Genomic DNA, 16,333 nt, shown 5'->3' with positions numbered 1-16,333 from the left:
GGGACCCCGGAGGGTCGGACCCATGAAGGCGATCAGTTACGCAGGCTACGGCGGGCCGGAAACGCTCGAGTACCAAGAGGTGCGCGACCCGAGGATCGGCCCCGACGCGGTGCTGGTGAAGGTCCGCGCGGCTGCCGTGAACCCCGTCGACTGGAAGGCCCGGCAGGGATACCTGGACGGGATGCTGGAGCCCGTCTTCCCGGTGGTCCCCGGCTGGGACGTATCGGGGGTCGTCGTCCAGCTCGGCGTGTCCGTCCCGGAGTACGCGGTCGGCGACGAGGTCATCGGCTACGTCCGCGAGGACTTCCTCTCCCGCGGCACCTTCGCCGAGTACGTCGCCGCGCCCGTGCGCACCCTTGCCCGCAAGCCGCGCAACCTCACCTGGGAACAGGCCGCGGGCCTGCCCCTCGCCGGGCTCACGGCCTATCAGGTGCTGACGGGGGCTCTTCAGGTGAGGCGCGGCGAGACCGTGCTCGTCCACGCGGCCGCGGGCGGCGTCGGTTCGATCGCCGTGCAGCTCGCGCGTCACCTGGGCGCCCGGGTGATCGGCACGGCGAGCGAGGCCAACCACGACTTCGTGCGCTCGCTGGGCGGCGAACCGGTGACCTACGGCGAGGGCCTGGCGGAACGGGTGCGCGGGCTGGCCCCCGAGGGCGTGGACGCGGCCTTCGACACGGTCGGCGGCGAGACGCTGAGGGTCTCCGCCAACCTGCTGGTCCCGGAAGGGCGCCTGGCCTCGATCGCCGACGGGGACGTCGTCGGCTACGGCGGCCGCTACTGCTGGGTCCGCCCCGACGCGGAGGACCTCACCCGCCTGGCGGAACTCGCCGAACAGGGCGTCGTCTCCGTGCACGTCTCCCGGACGTTCCCGCTCGAGCAGACCGCTGAGGCCCACCGCCTGAGCGAGGAGGGCCGCACCCGCGGCAAGATCGTCGTCACCGTGGACTGGGCGGAGGAGCAGGAGCAGGAGGAGGAAGCGGCGACGGAGGCCGAGGACGGCGCGTAGCGGCCGGGCCGGACGAAGGCGCCGGGCCGGGCGAAGCCCGAGCGGGAGCGCACGCGCGGAGCGCGCCGGACGGGCGGATCAGACCACGAGGACCACGGCGCACACCGCCGTCGCCGCCGCGCACGCGACGGCCGCCGCAGCGTGACGGGCGGTGAGGGCCGCCGGGCTCGACGAGACGGCCAAGGCGTGGATGCGCCGATGGGCGAGCAGCAGAAATGCCAGCCACAGGGCGCCGCACAGCGCGCCCGCCACGATCCGGGACGCCGACGGACCGCCGTGCAGCGCGGCCTTCACGGCCAGCACGGCCGAGACGGTGCTCGCCAGCGTCGTCCGCCGCCAGGCCAGCCGGGTCCGCTCGGGCTGGAGACCGGGGTCGCGCTCCTGCTCCGGCCCTGCGCTCACCCCTCCCACCCCACCAGCACCACCAGCACCATCGCCACGGCCACCACCGCGACCAGCACGCCCAGCAGCGCCGGAAAACGGGAGGACGGCAGGTCCTCGCCCCGGCGCATCGCCCGCTCGCAGCGCACCCAGTGGTTCACCGCGCGCAGCGAGCACAGCACGCCCGCCGCGAGCAGCGCGAGCGCCAGCCCCACCCGCCAGCCCCAGCGCAGGTCCGGCAGGAACTGGTCCACCGCGAAGCCGCCGCCGATCAACGCGAGCGCGGTGCGCAGCCAGGCCAGGAACGTGCGCTCGTTCGCCAGCGAGAACCGGTAGTCGGGCGTGCTGCCCTCCTGCCTGACCTGCTCCGGGGCGAACCACAACCGGACGTTCCGTACGAACTCGATCACCCGCAGGACCCTACCCGTCGCCTCGGCGGGGCCGCGTCGGCGCGGTTCAGGCCGTCGCTCGGTGCGCCCTGAGCCGTTCGTACGCCGCCAGCCCGTCCGGCACCCACTGCCAGAGCGGCAGACGCCGTTCGACCTCCTCCTCGGGCAGGAAGTCGTGCCACGCCACCTCCTCCACCTGCGGGGACACCGGCAGCTCGCACCGGACCTCGTACACCGCCGACCACCAGCTGCCTGCCACGCCGTCCTCGTAGAGGAACGTGAACAGGTACTCCGGCCGGGGCAGCCCGCTCACCCCGAGCTCCTCCTGCGCCTCGCGCAGCGCGGCCTCGTCGTAGGCCTCGCCCGCGCCGACCACCCCGCCGACGAACATGTCGTACAGGGAGGGGAACACCAGTTTGTCCGCCGTCCTGCGATGGACGAAGATCCGCCCCTCGGCGTCCCTGACCTGGATGAACACGCAGCGGTGACGCAGGCCTTCGGCGTACACCTGCCCGCGCGGACGTCGGCCGATGACCCGGTCGTTCTCGTCGACCACGTCGAGGATCTCGTCAGCAGCGCTCATCGCCCCATCAAAGCAGCTGTCCGGGAGGGGGCGCCTACTGCGGCTGGAGCTTCGGCACCCGCTCCTGAGGGGCCCCGCCCCGGGGCATCGCGGGGTGCAGCCCGAGCAGCACGATGCCCGCGACGATCGCCGCGAGTCCCGCCGCCTCCCAGGCCAGCGCGCCGGTGTCGGTGTGCAGCCGGTCGCCGAGGAAGCCGACGCCGCAAAGGATCCCGGCGAGAGGCTGGGCCGCCGTCAGCGCGGGCAGCGACATCCGCAGCGGCGCCGTCTCGAAGGCGCTCTGCACCAGCACCAGGCCGGTCACGCCGAGCGCGAGCACCGCGTACGGCTCCCAGCCGGTCATCAGCTCGCCGAGGCCGCCGGCCGAGAAGCGCTGTCCGCTGACCCGGGTCAGCGCGTCCTGCACGCCGTACAGCAGACCGGCGGCCAGGGCCAGCAGCACGGGGCCCGCGCTCAGCCGGGAGCGCTTGGCGTACGTCGTGAGCAGCAGTGCCAGTCCGATCATCGTGCCGATGATCGTCCAGTGCCGCAGGGGATCGGTGACCGCGCTGCCGCCGCGCGGCTGGCCCGCCACGATGAAGGCGGTCACCCCGCCCGCGAGCAGGACGAGCCCCGCCCAGCCCTGACGGCCCAGCGACTGTTTCGTCTGATGCCGGGAGAGCGCGAGCGCGAACAGCAGATTGGTCGCGAGCAGCGGCTCCACCAGGGAGATCTCGCCCTGGCCGAGCGCGATCGCGCCCAGGGCCATCCCGGCCACCATGAGGCCGAGGCCGCCCAGCCAGCGCGGCACCTTCATCAGGTCGAGCAGCAGCCGCGGCGAGAGGAAGTCGCCGAGCGGCGCCCGCTGGGCCGCGTTCTGCTGGAGCACGAATCCGAAGCCCAGACAGCAGGCGGCGCTCACGGCGAGAACCAGAACCAGAACCGACACGCTGCGTACCTCGATCATCCGGTCGGGCCACGGACGGGGTGCGTAGTGGCCGACTGTAGCGTCCCAGCGCCCTCGGCACCCGGGATGTGCCCGAAGGGTCCGCTGCGGACCCGCCCGGGGCGACGGTCTCGGGAGTACCCCGAACCGGGCTGCTGACTCGGCCGCGTGGCCCGCGACCGGAGCCGGAGGCGCGGGGCGCCCCTACGGCCATGGTGTGGGCTCGGGCCGGGCCGCGCCATGGCGCACGCCACACCCGCCGCGCGGTCCGCCGGTCGCGGACGCTCCCACCAGGGGCGGCCCGCCGCAGACCGCCCCGCGCCGTCTTGTGACCGCCGCAGACCGTCACGCGGCTCTGTGACCCGCCGAATCACCGGGACGGGCCCCGGGAGCCGAGGGGATCCGCTGGGATCCGCCGCGATCCTCGCCCGCGCGGTCCGAAAAGGTAAGAAGTGATGACGGAAGTCTGACGGCTGCCGGGGAAACCTGGTCCCGCCCGCCCGCGGGTGTTCGAATGGACGGGTGAATCCCGAACCGTCCGAGGAACGCGGCGCCCCCGTCGGCCGCCGGGTGTTCCTCGGCACCCTCGCCCTCGGCGCCCTGGGGGTCGTCGCCGCGCCCCCGCTCCAGCGCGGTCTCGAGGCCTTCCTCGGCAGCGCCGCGGACAAGGACCCCACGGGCCTGACCGGGCTGCTCCCCAACGGAGGCGGCTTCCGCTACTACTCGGTGACCTCGTCCGTCCCGCACAGGAACGCCTCGAACTACCGGCTCACCGTGGACGGCCTGGTCGACCGCCCGGGCGGCTACACCCTGGACCAGCTGAAGGCGCTGCCGCAGACCCGGATGGTCAAGGACGTGCAGTGCGTCACGGGCTGGCGGGTCCCCGGCACCGCGTTCGAGGGCGTGCGGCTCTCCACGCTCCTCGACGCGGCCGGTGTGCGGGCGACGGCCGGCGCGGTCCGTTTCACCTGTTTCGACGGCGCGTACAGCGAGAGCCTCACCCTGGAGCAGGCCCGACGCCCCGACGTCCTGGTCGCCCTGCGCATGCAGGACAAGGACCTCGGCCATGACCACGGCGGCCCGGTCCGTCTCTACGTGGCGCCGATGTACTTCTACAAGTCGGCCAAGTGGCTCTCCGGCATCACCGTCACCGAGAAGGTGGAGCCCGGTTACTGGGAGGACCGCGGCTACGACGTCGACGCCTGGGTCGGCCGTTCGAACGGACGTGACGATGAGCCTACGAGCTGAGGCGCCGCCGGCCGCCCCCCAGGTGCGCCGCTTCAGCCGCGCGGAGCGCTGGGTGCATCGCACCACGGCCCTGCTGATGGGCGTGTGCGTGGTGACGGCCGCCTGCCTGTACATCCCCGAGCTCGCCCAGCTCGTGGGCCGCCGCGAACTGGTCGTACGGGTCCACGAGTGGGCGGGCGCGGCCCTGCCCGTCCCCGTCCTCGCGGGTCTCGCCTCCCGAGCGTTCCGCGCCGACCTGCGCCGCCTGAACCGCTTCGGCCCGTACGACCGCCGCTGGCTGCGGGCCGTCCTGCGCCGGGACAAACGGCGGGAGTCGCGTCCGGCGGCCAAGTTCAACGCCGGTCAGAAGATCTACGCGGCCTGGATCGCCGGGGCCACCCTGGTCATGCTCGGCACCGGACTCCTCATGTGGTTCACCCACCTCACGCCGATCATGTGGCGCACCAGCGCGACCTTCGTCCACGACTGGCTGGCCCTGACCGTCGGCATCGTCCTGGCCGGTCACATCGGCATGGCGCTCGGCGACCCGGAGGCCCGGCGCGGCATGCGCACGGGCCGGGTGAGCCGTGAGTGGGCCGAGCGCGAGCACCGCCACTGGCGGCCGTGACCGGCCCAGCCACGACCACCACACCCCGCTCCACCCCACGGCAGATCCCCCGGACCACACACCCACCGGCCGCCTCGCCCCCGGACGCCAGGCCCGTCCCCAGAGGCGAGCCCCGCCGCCCCGAGGCCGCCGGTCAGTCGCCGAAGGAGAGGAGCACCTTGCAGGAGCGGCTGCGGTCCGCCGCCAGCGCGAAGGCCGACTCCGCCTCCCGCACCGGCACGACCGCGCTGACCAGGGCGTCGAACGCGGGCTCGGCGGCCAGCAGCCGCAGCGCGTCGTCGAACTCGGTGTCGAAACGGAACGCTCCCCGCAGCTCGATCTCCCGGCTGACCAGCAGGTTCCCCGGAAACGGGCTCTGCCCCGGCGGCAGCATGCCGAGCTGCACGACGACCCCGCCGCGGCGCACCAGCCGCAGACAGGTCTCCAGTCCGGCGGCCGTCCCGGACGCCTCCACCGCCACGTCCACCGCGACGTCCACCCCCACGGCCGCCGCCGTGTCCGTCTCCGGCGGCCACCCGGGATCGGCCGGATCGTCGGCCCGGACGACGACGTCGGCGCCCGCGGCGCGCGCGTACCCGAGCGCGGCGGGCAGCAGATCGGTCACGGTGACGTGGGCCGCGCCCGCCGCCTTCGCCGCCGCGACCACCAGGGCGCCGATGGGCCCGGCCCCGGTCACCAGCACCCGACGTCCGGACACCGCACCGGCCCGGCGGACCGCGTGCAGCGCCACCGACAACGGCTCGGCGAGCACGGCCCGACGCGGCGGCAGCCCTTGCGGAAGCGGCCGCACCTGGCCGGCGGGGACGGCGATCTCGGCCGCGAAGCCGCCCTGGACGTGCGGCGTCCGGGCCGCGCTGCCGAGGTAGCGGGTGTCCCGGCACACCTGCCGCCGCCCGTGCGCGCACTCGGGGCAGACCCCGCACGGCGTGGCCGGGTGCACGGCGACCGCGGCCCCGGCGAGCGGCCCGCTCGACGCGACGCCGACGACTTCGTGCCCCAGCACCATCGGCTCCCGCAGCCGGAAGTCACCCACCCCGCCGTGCCGCCAGTAGTGCAGGTCGGAGCCGCAGATCCCGCCGTGGGAGACGGCGACCAGCACCTCGCCGGGCCCCGGCGAGGGCGCCGTCAGCTCGTCGACGCGCAGGTCGCCTTGACCGTGGATCACACATGCCAGCATCCGTCGTCACGCCCTGTCACAGCACGCTCGTCATACCGCCGTCGACGTACAGCACCTGCCCGCCGACGAAGTCCGCCGCGGGGGAGGCGAGGAACAGCACCCCGCCCACCAGGTCCTCGGTGCGGCCCCACCGTCCGGCCGGGGTGCGCCGGCGCACCCACGCGCTGAACTCCTCGTCCTCCACCAGGGGCCTGGTCAGCTCGGTCTCGATATAGCCCGGGCCGAGGCCGTTGACCTGCACGCCGCGCGGGCCCCAGTCGGCGCACATGCCCTTGGTGAGCATCTTCAGCGCGCCCTTGGCGGCCGCGTAGGGCGCGATGCCGGGACGGACCACCTCGCTCTGCAGGGAGCAGATGTTGATGATCTTGCCGTGGCCGCGTCGGGTCATTCCCCGGGCCGCCTCCCTGCCCACGAGGAACGCGCTGGTGACATTCGCGTCCAGCACCCGGTGCCAGTCGGAGTCGGCGAACTCCAGGAGCGGGGCGCGCAGTTGCATGCCCGCGTTGTTGACGAGGACGTCCAGCGGACCGACCCGGTCCTCGACGTCGGCGATCCCGACCCGTACCGAAGGCCCGTCGGTGACGTCGAACGCGGCGGTGTGCACCGCGCCCGGGAGTCCGGCGGCGGCCCGTTCGAGGCGTTTCTCGTCACGTCCGTTGAGGACGACCGTGCAGCCGGCCTCGGCCAGACCCCTGGCCAGGGCCAGGCCGATGCCCCGGCTGGAGCCGGTGACCAGGGCCGTCCGGCCGCTGATGTCGAAGAGGGGATGGCTCACCACGGCTAGATCACCAGCGAGAGGAGCATGACGAGCCCGCCCGCGACCACCGAGATGATCGTCTCCATGACCGACCAGGTCTTCACGTTCTGGCCGACCGTCAGCCCGAAGTACTCCTTCACCAGCCAGAACCCGGCGTCGTTGACATGGCTGAAGAAGAGCGAGCCCGCGCCGATGACCAGCACCAGCAGGGCGGTGTGCGTCGTCGACATGTCGGCCGCGAGCGGTGCGACCAGGCCCGCCGCCGAGATCGTCGCCACGGTCGCCGAACCGGTCGCCAGCCGGATCGCCACGGCGATCAGCCAGGCCAGCAGCAGGGCGGGGACGGACCAGTCCTCGGAGATCTCCAGCACCATCCGGCCCACGCCGCAGTCGATCAGCGTCTGCTTGAATCCGCCGCCCGCCCCGACGATCAGCAGGATGCCCGCGATGGGCGCGAGGCCCTTCTCGACCAGCCCGGAGATCCGGTCCTTGGCGAACCCGGCGGGCCTCAGCAGGGTGAAGATGCCGACGAGCACGGCCGTGAGCAGCGCGATCAGCGGCGATCCGACGACGTCGAAGACGCGTTGCACGGTGTGCTCGGGGTCGTCCACCACGATGTCGACCAGCGCCTTGGACAGCATGAGCACGACGGGCAGCAGGATGGTGGCGAGGGTGGCGCCGAACCCGGGCCGCTTCTCCAGGTCCTCGGAGGGCCGCTGCGGAATCATGCGCTCGGGGGCGGGGACGTCCACCCAGCGTGCGGCGACCCGCGAGAACAGCGGCCCGGCGACGACGACCGTCGGTATCGCCACCAGCACGCCGAGCGCCAGCGTCACGCCGAGGTTGGCGCCGACCGCGTCGATCGCGACCAGCGGACCGGGGTGCGGCGGGACGAGCCCGTGCATCACCGACAGACCGGCCAGCGCCGGGATGCCGATCCGCATGAGCGAGTAGTTGCCGCGCTTGGCGACCATCAGCACCACCGGGATCAGCAGCACCACGCCGACCTCGAAGAACAGCGGCAGACCGATCACCGAGGCGATCAGCACCATCGCCCAGGGCATGGAACGACCGCCCGCCCTGGCGAGGATCGTGTCCACGATCTGGTCGGCGCCGCCGGAGTCGGCGAGCATCTTGCCGAGGATCGCGCCCAGCGCGATCAGCACGCCCACCCCGGCGACGGTGGCGCCGAGACCCGTGGTGAACGAGGCGATGGTCTTGTCGAGCGGCGCCCCGGCGAACGCGCCGAGCGCGAGCGAGCCGATGGTCAGCGCCAGGAAGGCGTGGAGCTTGAACACGGTGATGAGCAGGACGATCACGGCGATGCCCGCCAGTACGGCGGTGCCCAGCTGTGCGTGGCCGGCCGAGGTGATCGGCTCGACGGCGTCCGCTGCCAGCGTCTCGACACTGAGTCTGGTCACGGGGGATTCCCTTGTCAGGTAGGGGAGGAGGGGTGGGGAGAGCGCGACTACGGGGGTACGGCTGACGCCGGAGCGGAGCTCCGGTGGAAGGCGGCGAGCACCGGCCGACGACGGCCGGCCGAGGAGACCGCCCGTCCGCCCGGCGGGACGGTCCGGTGGGGGTGGGCCGGACGGCGGGCTCAGTCGGCGGGCTCAGTCGGCGGGGTCGGCAAGCGCGGTCAGCGCCGTCACCGCCCGTCCGGCGATGCTCTCCGGGGCGCCGACGACGTCCACGACGACTCCCGCCTCGTCCGCGTCGAGGGGCTGGAGCGTGGCGAACTGGGAGTCCAGCAGCGCCGTCGGCATGAAGTGACCGCGCCGCTGCGCCATACGGTCCTCGATCAGCGACCGGTCGCCCGCCAGATGGACGAAGACGACGGCAGGGGCGGAGGCCCTGAGCCGGTCGCGGTACGACCGCTTGAGCGCCGAGCAGCTGACCACTCCGCCGAGCCCTGCCCGCTCGTTCGCCCAGGCCCCGATGGCGTCGAGCCACGGCCACCGGTCGTCGTCGTCCAGCGGGGTGCCCGCCGACATCTTGGCGATGTTGGCCGGCGGGTGGAAGTCGTCGCCCTCGGCGTACGGGACGCCCATTCGGGCGGCGAGCAGGGGACCGATGGTGGTCTTGCCCGTGCCGGCGACGCCCATCACCACGACGACGTGCGGGGTACGCATCTCTGCCTCGCTGTCTTCCTCGACATCCGGCGCCGGTGGACGCCGCCGACGACACTGAATCCGATTAGGTAGGACTATTGCAAGACTCTGTATCGAATAAGTCTGACTTTTTGGCTCGGTGATCCACCCCGTACGCTGAGTGCATGACCACTCCGGACCGGGGGCTGCACGGCCGCGTACTGGACGCCCTGGGGCCCGCGATCACGGCGGGCGAGTACCCCCCCGGCAGCGTCCTGCGCACCGACGAGCTCGCCCAGCACTTCGACGTCTCCCGGTCGGTGATGCGCGAGGCGGTCCGCGTCCTGGAGTCCATGGACCTGGTCGAGTCCCGCCGCCGCGTCGGCGTGACGGTCCGCCCCAGGTCCGCGTGGAACGTCTACGACCCGCAGGTCATCCGCTGGCGGCTGGCCGGCGCCGACCGCCCGCACCAGCTGCGCTCGCTGACCGTGCTGCGCTCGGCGATCGAGCCGGTCGCGGCGGGTCTGGCCGCGCGCCACGCCACGGCGGAGCAGTGCGCCGAGCTCACCGAGTGCGCGCTCGGCATGGTGGCCCACTCACGCGGCCACCGGCTCGAGGGCTATCTGGTCCACGACATGGCCTTTCACCGGGTGATCCTCGCCGCGTCCGGCAACGAGATGTTCGCCCGCCTCGGCGACGTCGTCGCGGAGGTCCTGGCCGGCCGCACCCATCACGAGGTCATGTTCGAGGACCCCGACCCTGCCGCCGTCACCCTGCACGTCCAGGTCGCGGAGGCGGTCCGGGCCGGGGACGCGGCCCGCGCGGAACAGCTCACCCGCGAGATCACCGTCGGCGCCCTGCACGAACTGGACATCCTGGCCCCCTGAGGCGGCCGGCGCACGACGTCACTGCGGGAAGTCCCCGTCCACGTACGCCCAGTCCCCGTCCACCCGCTCGAAGCGGCTGCGCTCGTGCAGCGAGCCGCCCCGGTAGGACGCGCGGAACTCCACCGTCCCCGTCGGGTGGAACGCGCTCCCGTCGGACACGGCGAGCACCTCCAGGCCCGTCCACCGCGTCTTGGGATCGAGCTCCAGCCGCTCCGGACGCGTCCGCGGATGCCAGGTCCGCAGCAGATAACCCGCCTCGCCCACCACGAACGCGCTGTAGCGCGACCGCATCAGCGCCTCGGCGGTCGGCGCGGTCCCGGCGCCCGCGTGATAGCGGCCGCAGCACGCCTCGTACGGTGCGGACAGACTGCACGGGCAGACGGCGGGAACGGCGGGGACGGCGGCGGAAGCGCGCTGTCGCGGGCGCGCGGAACGTCGAGCCATACGCCCATTGTGCCCGCCCGCCCGACGCAACCCCCCGCCCGCCCCCGCCCTCCCGAGGACGCGGACTCGTCACCGGGCCGGCGCGGCGGTCAGGCCGACGCCGCTCCGCGCTGCGCCGACGGCGTCGGCAACGGCGGCAGCGCCGTCCCGTACACCCAGGCCGCGAACAGCTCGTCCAGCGGTTCGGACGCGAACCGGGCGGCGTGCGCGACGAACGTCGCCGTGGTCACCGACCCGCCCCGGTGCACCCCGAGCCAGGCGCGCACCATGTGGAAGAACGCCTCGTCGCCCAGCGCACAGCGCACGGCGTGCACGGCGAGACCGCCGCGCTCGTAGAGCCGGTCGTCGAACATCGACTTGCGCCCCGGGTCGGCCAGCCGCAGATCCTGCGGCTGCGTCGCCAGCAACCGGTGCGCGACGGCGGCGAGTTGCTGCGCGCTGCGGCCGCCCGACCGCTCCGACCACAGCCACTCCGCGTACTTCGCGAACCCCTCGTTCAGCCAGATGTGCCGCCAGTCGGCGATCGACACGCTGTTGCCGAACCACTGGTGCGCCAGCTCGTGCGCCACCAGCCGCTCCGAACCCCGCGCCCCGTCCACGTGGTTGGCGCCGAACAGCGACAACCCCTGCGCCTCCACGGGGACGTCGAGCTCCTCCTCCGTCACGACCACCGCGTACTCGTCGAACGGGTAGGGGCCGAAGAGCTGTTGGAAGAGATGCATCATGCCGGGCTGGCGTGCGAAGTCCCGCGAGAACTCCGGCAGCAGCCGCGCCGGGATGTGCCCGTGCTGGGGGACGCCGCCGAGCCCCGGGTCGCCCAGCAGGACCGTCTGGTACTTGCCGACGGACAGCCCGATCAGATAGCTCGACGTCGGCGCCGACTGCTCGTACACCCACGTCGTCGTCGACGCCTTCGTGGTCCGCGTCAGCAGCCGCCCGCCCGCCACCACCGAGTACGCCGACGGCGTCGTGACCGATATCAGGTACGACGCCTTGTCCGCCGGACGGTCGTTGCACGGGTACCAGGACGGCGCCCCGACCGGCTGGCTCGCCACCAGCGCCCCGTCGTCCAGCTCCTCCCAGCCGAGACCGCCCCAGGGACTGGGCACCGGCTTCGGATTGCCCGACCAGTGCACCTCCACCGTGAAGGCGGCCCCGGCGCGCACCGGCTTGGCCGGCCGGACCCGCAGCCGGCCGCCCCGGTGCGTGTAGTGCGCCGGACGACCGTCCACCCGGACCCGGCCGATCTTGAAATCGGCCAGATTCAGCTGGAACTCGGCCAGCGCCGACCGTCCCGCGATCGCGTTGATCCGGGCCGCGCCCGCCAGCCGGTTCGGGCCCGGCCGGTAGTCCAGCGTGAGCTCGTAGCGGTGCACCCGGTACCGGGAGTCACCGTTGGCCGGGAAATACGGGTCCGGCCCGACCGACTGCTGAACTGCCACTTCCCCGTCCGCTCCCTGCCCTGTGCTCGAACCGCCCGCCGCGGGTGCGTCGCCGCGCTCCGGCCCCGAGTAGCCCGTCCTCAGGGACGCCATGCCTCGATCGGGTTGCCGAGCCAGCGGGTGTCGTCCGGGACGGACTCCGCGGCCATGACGAGCGACGCGGGACCCAGGGTCGTCCGGGCCCCGATCGTGCTGCCGGGCAGCACGATCCCGCCAGGGCCCAGCGTGGCGCCCTCACGGAGGACCACAGTATCCGTCCGCAAGATCCGGTCGTGGAAGAGGTGAGTCTGCAGGACGCACCCGCGGTTGACCGTCACGGCGTCCTCCAGCGTGACCAGATCCGACTCCGGCAGCCAGTAGCTCTCCACCCACGCGCCCGCCCCGATGCGCGCGCCCAGCCCGCGCAGCCACGCCGTCATCACCGGCGTCCCCGGCACCGCCCCGGCCAGCCACGGCACCGCCACCACCTCGACGAACGTGTCCGCCAGCTCGTTGCGCCACACGAACCCGCTCCACAGCGGGTGCTCGCCGCTGCGGTGCCGGCCGACCAGCAGCCACTTGGCGACCACCGAGACGAGGGCCGCCGCGGCCCCCGCCCCGAGCAGCACGAGCCCCGACAGCAGCGGCGCCCAGACGCCGAGCGCGCACAGCGCCGCCACCGTCAGGACGGCCAGCCCGGCCGAGCAGAACACCGGCACGATCCTGCACAGCTCCACCAGCGCACGCGCCCACAGCAGCCGCGCAGGCGGCTCGTACGTCCGGCTCTGGTCGCTGTCCGTGGTGTTCCGCGGCAGCTTCACCGGCGGCAGCCCCAGATACGAGCTGCCCTTCTTCGCCTTCTTCGGCGTCGCCGACAGCACGCCCACCAGACCGCCGTCCGGCACGCTCCGCCCCGGCGCGGTCATCCCCGAGTTGCCGAGGAACGCCCGCCGCCCGATCTCCGCGCGCCCGATCCGCATCCAGCCGCCGCCGAGCTCGTACGGCGCGGTCAGCGTGTCGTCGGCGAGGAACGCGCCCTCGCCGACCGTGGTCAGACTGGGCAGCGCGAGCACGGTGGAGACCTCGGCGCCCTTGCCGATCCGCATCCCGAGCAGCCGCAGCCACACCGGCGTGACCAGCCCGGCGTACAGCGGGAACAGGGTCTCCCGCGAGCGGTCCATGAGCTGCGTGACCGTCCAGGCCTGCCAGCCCGTCCGGCTGTGGGTGGGGTGCGTGCCCTCGCGCAGTCCCAGGCTCAGCAGCCGCACGGCCGCCAGCAGCAGCGTCGCGTACGCCGCACCGAAGGCGAGGGTCGCCGGGACCAGGGCGAGCGCCGCACCCCACAGCGCGGCGGAGAGTCCGTCGCCGGGCCGTACGAACAGGCCCGCCACCAGCAGCGCCGCGCTGCCGGCCAGCACCGGCAGCGCGGTCAGCGCGAACCCGGTCAGGCCGTACATGAAGCGCCAGTACGTGCCCCGCGCCGGCCGCTCCTTGGGCCAGTTGCGCTTGGCCTTGCCGAGCTTGGCCGCCGGAGCGCCCGCCCAGCGCTGACCGGTGGGAACCTGACCGGTGACCGCGGAACCCGGCGCCACCTCGGCCCGCTTGCCCACCCGGGCTCCCGGGAACAGCATGCTGCGCGTGCCGACGACCGCGTGCGCGCCGACCTTGACCGGGCCGATCTCGAGCCGGTCCCCGTCCAGCCAGTGGCCCGACAGGTCCACCTCGGACTCGACGGCCGCGCCCCGGCCCAGCTTGAGCATGCCGGTGACCGGAGGCAGCGAGTGCAGATCCACGTCCGGCCCGACCTTGGCGCCCAGCGCCCGCGCGTACCGCTCCAGCCAGGACCCGGTCAGCGAGGTCGCCCCGCTGAACTCGGCCAGCCGCTCCGCCGCCCACAGCCGCAGATGGACGCCGCCGCCGCGCGCGTACCGCCCGGGCCGCACCCCGCGCAGCAGCAGCCGCGCACCGCCGGCCGCGATCGCGAGCCGCCCGGGCGGGCTGAACAGCAGCAGAGCGCCGCTCACGACCAGCCACCAGGGGGCCGTCGGCAGCCAGGAGTACATCGGCAGCAGATTGCCCACCAGGGCCAGCGGCACCGTCCAGCGCAGCCCGAGCAGCGTGAACAGCGGGACGAGGAGCAGCAGCTGGATCGCCTTGGCGCGCACCGGCACCGGCGCGACGACACGGGCGGCCCCGTCGTCCTGCGCGGACTCCTCCAGGTAGCGGGCCAGCTTGCGCAGCGTCGGCTGCTGGTAGACGTCCAGGACGGCCGCGCTCGGATACCGGGTGCGCAGCCTCGTGGTGAGCTGAGCGGCGGCCAGGCTGCTGCCGCCGATCGCGAAGAAGTCGTCGCGGGCGTCGGAGACGGGGATGCCGAGCACCTCCGTCCACTGCTCGGCGAGCCAGGCCTCGGTGCCGTACAGCTGCTCGGCCCTGCCACCGGTCTCCAGCCCCTCCAGGGGCCAGGGCAGCGCGTTGCGGTCCACCTTCCCGGACGTCCGGGTCGGCAGGTCGTCGACCGGCGCGAGCAGCGGCACCAGGGCCGCGGGCAGCTCGGCGCGCAGCCGTCGCACGGCCGCCGCCTGGTCCCAGCCCTCCTGGACGACGACGTACCCCACGAGGAGCTGGTTGCCGCTGCGGGCGCTGCGCACGGCCGCCGCGGCCCCCGCGACGCCCGGCAGCGCCTGCAGCGCCGCGTCCACCTCGCCGAGCTCGATGCGCCGCCCGCCGAGTTTGATCTGCTCGTCGGCCCGACCGAGGAAGACGAGCCCGTCGGCGTCGGCGCGCACCAGGTCACCGCTGCGGTACGCCCGGTCCCAGCCCAGCGACGTCAGCGGCGCGTACTTCTCCGCGTCCTTCTGGGCGTCGAGGTACCGGGCGAGCCCGACCCCGCCGATCACCAGCTGTCCGCTGCCGCCCATCGGCACCGGTTCCCCCGTCTCGTCCACGACGGCGAGCTCCCAGCCCCGCAGCGGCAGTCCGATGCGGACCGGCTCCTCGCCGGACATCAGCGACGCGCAGGCCACCACGGTCGCCTCGGTCGGCCCGTAGGTGTTCCACACCTCCCGGCCCTCGGTCACCAGCCGCTGCACGAGCTCCGGCGGGCAGGCCTCGCCGCCGAAGATCAGCAGCCGTACGTCGTTGAGGGTCTCGGGCTCCCACAGCGCGGCCAGCGTCGGCACGGTGGAGACGACCGTGATCTCCTGCTCGACCAGCCAGGGCCCGAGGTCGGCGCCGCTGCGCACCTGGGAGCGCGGCACCGGGACCAGACAGGCCCCGTACCGCCAGGCCAGCCACATCTCCTCGCAGGAGGCGTCGAAGGCCACCGACAGCCCGGCCATCACCCGGTCGCCGGGTCCGATCGGCTCCTCGGTGAGGAACAGCGCGGCCTCGGCGTCCACGAACGCGGCGGCGCTGCGGTGGCTGACGGCGACGCCCTTGGGCTTCCCGGTCGAGCCGGAGGTGAAGATGATCCAGGCGTCGTGCCCGGCGCCGGGGCGGGCGGCGGCCGCGCCCGACACGCCGTGCACGGCGATCGCGTGCCCGGCGCCGACCACCGCACGCACGTCCGCCTCCCCGAAGACCAGCTCGGCCCGCTCGTCGGGGTCCTCGGCGTCCACCGGCACGTAGGCCGCGCCGACGGCGAGGACGGCCAGGATCGCCACGTACAGGTCGTTGGTGCCGGAGGGCACGCGCACGCCCACCCGGTCGCCGAGCCCGACCCCGGCCGCGGCGAGCCGGCGGCGGAGCCGGTCCACCTCGACGGCGAGGGCGCGGTAGGTCAGGGGAGTGCTGCCGTCGTCCAGGGCGAGTTCGTCGGGGAACGACCGCACGGACGCGTCGAAGACGTCGACGAGGGTGCGCGGGGATGCGGCGGGACCGCCGGAGAAGCGGGCGGTGTCACCGAGTCGAGCGTGGATTTCTTCGTCGAGCAGGCCGAGAGCGCTGCTCTCGTGAATGGCTGCCATCGGTCCTCGCGTCTCGAACCCGGAAGCCTCCGGGGCGCCGGCGGGCCCGCAGGTCTGCCTGGGGTTGTCCGGTCCAGCTCCGTAACAAGCCGGAAATTTTAGTACGAAGCTAGGCTCGTCGGCTCGCGGCGGCCACTCGGGGAGACCGTCCGGGGTACCGGGGAAGATCGTTCGCAGGCTTGTGACCTGCACGTTCGGAAGGCCGGAGAGATTTGCCCCACATCGGCCGGGAACAGGCTCGCGAAGCGGCCGAGGCGGGCGCCGGACGAGCACCGGAAGGGGCGCCGGGAGACGCCGGGAAAGGGTGCGGAACGCGAAGAGGGCGGCCCGGCCATCGGCCGGAACCACCCTCTTCGCTGCTGTGTCCGAGGGGGGACTTGAACCCCCACGCCCGATAAAGGGCACTAGCACCTCAAGCTAGCGCGTCTGCCATTCCGCCACCCGGACAAG

The 16,333-nt window shown here is 73.6% G+C and carries 15 protein-coding genes and 1 tRNA gene; 4 read left to right on the top strand and 12 right to left on the bottom strand.

Annotated features, from left to right (window positions below):
• Positions 1–22 precede the first annotated feature (22 nt).
• On the top strand, positions 23–1,006 hold the full coding sequence (locus ABT300_RS24595) for an NADP-dependent oxidoreductase (RefSeq protein WP_351679454.1): 984 nt from the start codon (positions 23–25) through the stop codon (positions 1,004–1,006).
• A 78-nt stretch (positions 1,007–1,084) separates the two neighbouring features.
• Here the strand turns inward: ABT300_RS24595 and ABT300_RS24590 are convergent, their stop codons facing one another.
• Genes ABT300_RS24590 through ABT300_RS24575 form a run of 4 tightly spaced genes read right to left on the bottom strand, consistent with a single transcriptional unit; the run spans position 1,085 to position 3,287 of the window.
• Positions 1,085–1,408 (bottom strand): DUF202 domain-containing protein, encoded by a 324-nt coding sequence (locus ABT300_RS24590; RefSeq protein ID WP_351679453.1) that lies wholly within the window; start codon positions 1,406–1,408, stop codon positions 1,085–1,087.
• Positions 1,405–1,797: a YidH family protein gene (locus ABT300_RS24585; RefSeq protein WP_351679451.1), complete on the bottom strand. Its 393-nt coding sequence runs from the start codon at positions 1,795–1,797 to the stop codon at positions 1,405–1,407. The genes ABT300_RS24590 and ABT300_RS24585 overlap by 4 nt, the downstream gene beginning before the upstream one ends.
• A gap of 46 nt (positions 1,798–1,843) precedes the next feature.
• A complete protein-coding gene (locus ABT300_RS24580; RefSeq protein WP_351679449.1) occupies positions 1,844–2,359 on the bottom strand; it encodes an NUDIX hydrolase in 516 nt (171 codons plus the stop codon).
• Positions 2,360–2,393: 34 nt separating this feature from the next.
• Complete coding sequence (locus ABT300_RS24575; protein ID WP_351679446.1) at positions 2,394–3,287, bottom strand: DMT family transporter; 894 nt, start codon at positions 3,285–3,287, stop codon at positions 2,394–2,396.
• A 519-nt stretch (positions 3,288–3,806) separates the two neighbouring features.
• On the opposite strand from ABT300_RS24575, the gene ABT300_RS24570 reads away from it, so the two are divergent.
• Together ABT300_RS24570 and ABT300_RS24565 are read left to right on the top strand one after the other, a co-directional pair.
• Positions 3,807–4,532 carry a molybdopterin-dependent oxidoreductase gene (locus ABT300_RS24570; protein WP_351679443.1) on the top strand — a complete coding sequence of 242 codons (726 nt, stop codon included), beginning with the start codon at positions 3,807–3,809 and terminating at the stop codon, positions 4,530–4,532.
• Positions 4,516–5,139 carry a cytochrome b/b6 domain-containing protein gene (locus ABT300_RS24565; RefSeq protein ID WP_351679440.1) on the top strand — a complete coding sequence of 208 codons (624 nt, stop codon included), beginning with the start codon at positions 4,516–4,518 and terminating at the stop codon, positions 5,137–5,139. Before ABT300_RS24570 ends, ABT300_RS24565 begins: the two co-directional genes overlap by 17 nt.
• 133 nt (positions 5,140–5,272) lie before the next feature.
• Here the strand turns inward: ABT300_RS24565 and ABT300_RS24560 are convergent, their stop codons facing one another.
• The 4 genes from ABT300_RS24560 to ABT300_RS24545 form a co-directional block, all read right to left on the bottom strand.
• On the bottom strand, positions 5,273–6,316 hold the full coding sequence (locus tag ABT300_RS24560; RefSeq protein ID WP_351679438.1) for an L-idonate 5-dehydrogenase: 1,044 nt from the start codon (positions 6,314–6,316) through the stop codon (positions 5,273–5,275).
• 16 nt (positions 6,317–6,332) lie between these two features.
• Positions 6,333–7,094 (bottom strand): SDR family oxidoreductase, encoded by a 762-nt coding sequence (locus ABT300_RS24555; protein WP_351679436.1) that lies wholly within the window; start codon positions 7,092–7,094, stop codon positions 6,333–6,335.
• Positions 7,095–7,096: 2 nt separating this feature from the next.
• Positions 7,097–8,494, bottom strand: a complete 1,398-nt coding sequence (locus ABT300_RS24550) for a GntT/GntP/DsdX family permease (protein ID WP_351679433.1) — start codon at positions 8,492–8,494, stop codon at positions 7,097–7,099.
• A gap of 192 nt (positions 8,495–8,686) precedes the next feature.
• Positions 8,687–9,205, bottom strand: a complete 519-nt coding sequence (locus tag ABT300_RS24545) for a gluconokinase (RefSeq protein ID WP_351679431.1) — start codon at positions 9,203–9,205, stop codon at positions 8,687–8,689.
• A 143-nt stretch (positions 9,206–9,348) separates the two neighbouring features.
• On the opposite strand from ABT300_RS24545, the gene ABT300_RS24540 reads away from it, so the two are divergent.
• Positions 9,349–10,050, top strand: a complete 702-nt coding sequence (locus tag ABT300_RS24540) for a FadR/GntR family transcriptional regulator (RefSeq protein ID WP_351679428.1) — start codon at positions 9,349–9,351, stop codon at positions 10,048–10,050.
• Positions 10,051–10,068: 18 nt separating this feature from the next.
• Here the strand turns inward: ABT300_RS24540 and ABT300_RS24535 are convergent, their stop codons facing one another.
• The 4 genes from ABT300_RS24535 to ABT300_RS24520 form a co-directional block, all read right to left on the bottom strand.
• On the bottom strand, positions 10,069–10,494 hold the full coding sequence (locus ABT300_RS24535; protein WP_351679425.1) for a YchJ family protein: 426 nt from the start codon (positions 10,492–10,494) through the stop codon (positions 10,069–10,071).
• Positions 10,495–10,583: 89 nt separating this feature from the next.
• Positions 10,584–11,936 carry a M1 family metallopeptidase gene (locus tag ABT300_RS24530; RefSeq protein ID WP_351679422.1) on the bottom strand — a complete coding sequence of 451 codons (1,353 nt, stop codon included), beginning with the start codon at positions 11,934–11,936 and terminating at the stop codon, positions 10,584–10,586.
• A gap of 80 nt (positions 11,937–12,016) precedes the next feature.
• On the bottom strand, positions 12,017–15,883 hold the full coding sequence (locus ABT300_RS24525; protein ID WP_351679419.1) for a Pls/PosA family non-ribosomal peptide synthetase: 3,867 nt from the start codon (positions 15,881–15,883) through the stop codon (positions 12,017–12,019).
• 362 nt (positions 15,884–16,245) lie between these two features.
• Positions 16,246–16,330, bottom strand: a tRNA-Leu gene (locus ABT300_RS24520).
• Positions 16,331–16,333 lie beyond the last annotated feature (3 nt).

The organism is Streptomyces sp. NPDC001027 (assembly GCF_040299045.1).
GTDB lineage: Bacteria > Actinomycetota > Actinomycetes > Streptomycetales > Streptomycetaceae > Streptomyces.
Note: the sequence above shows the minus strand (reverse complement) of the source record. Positions and strands in the feature narration are given on the sequence as shown.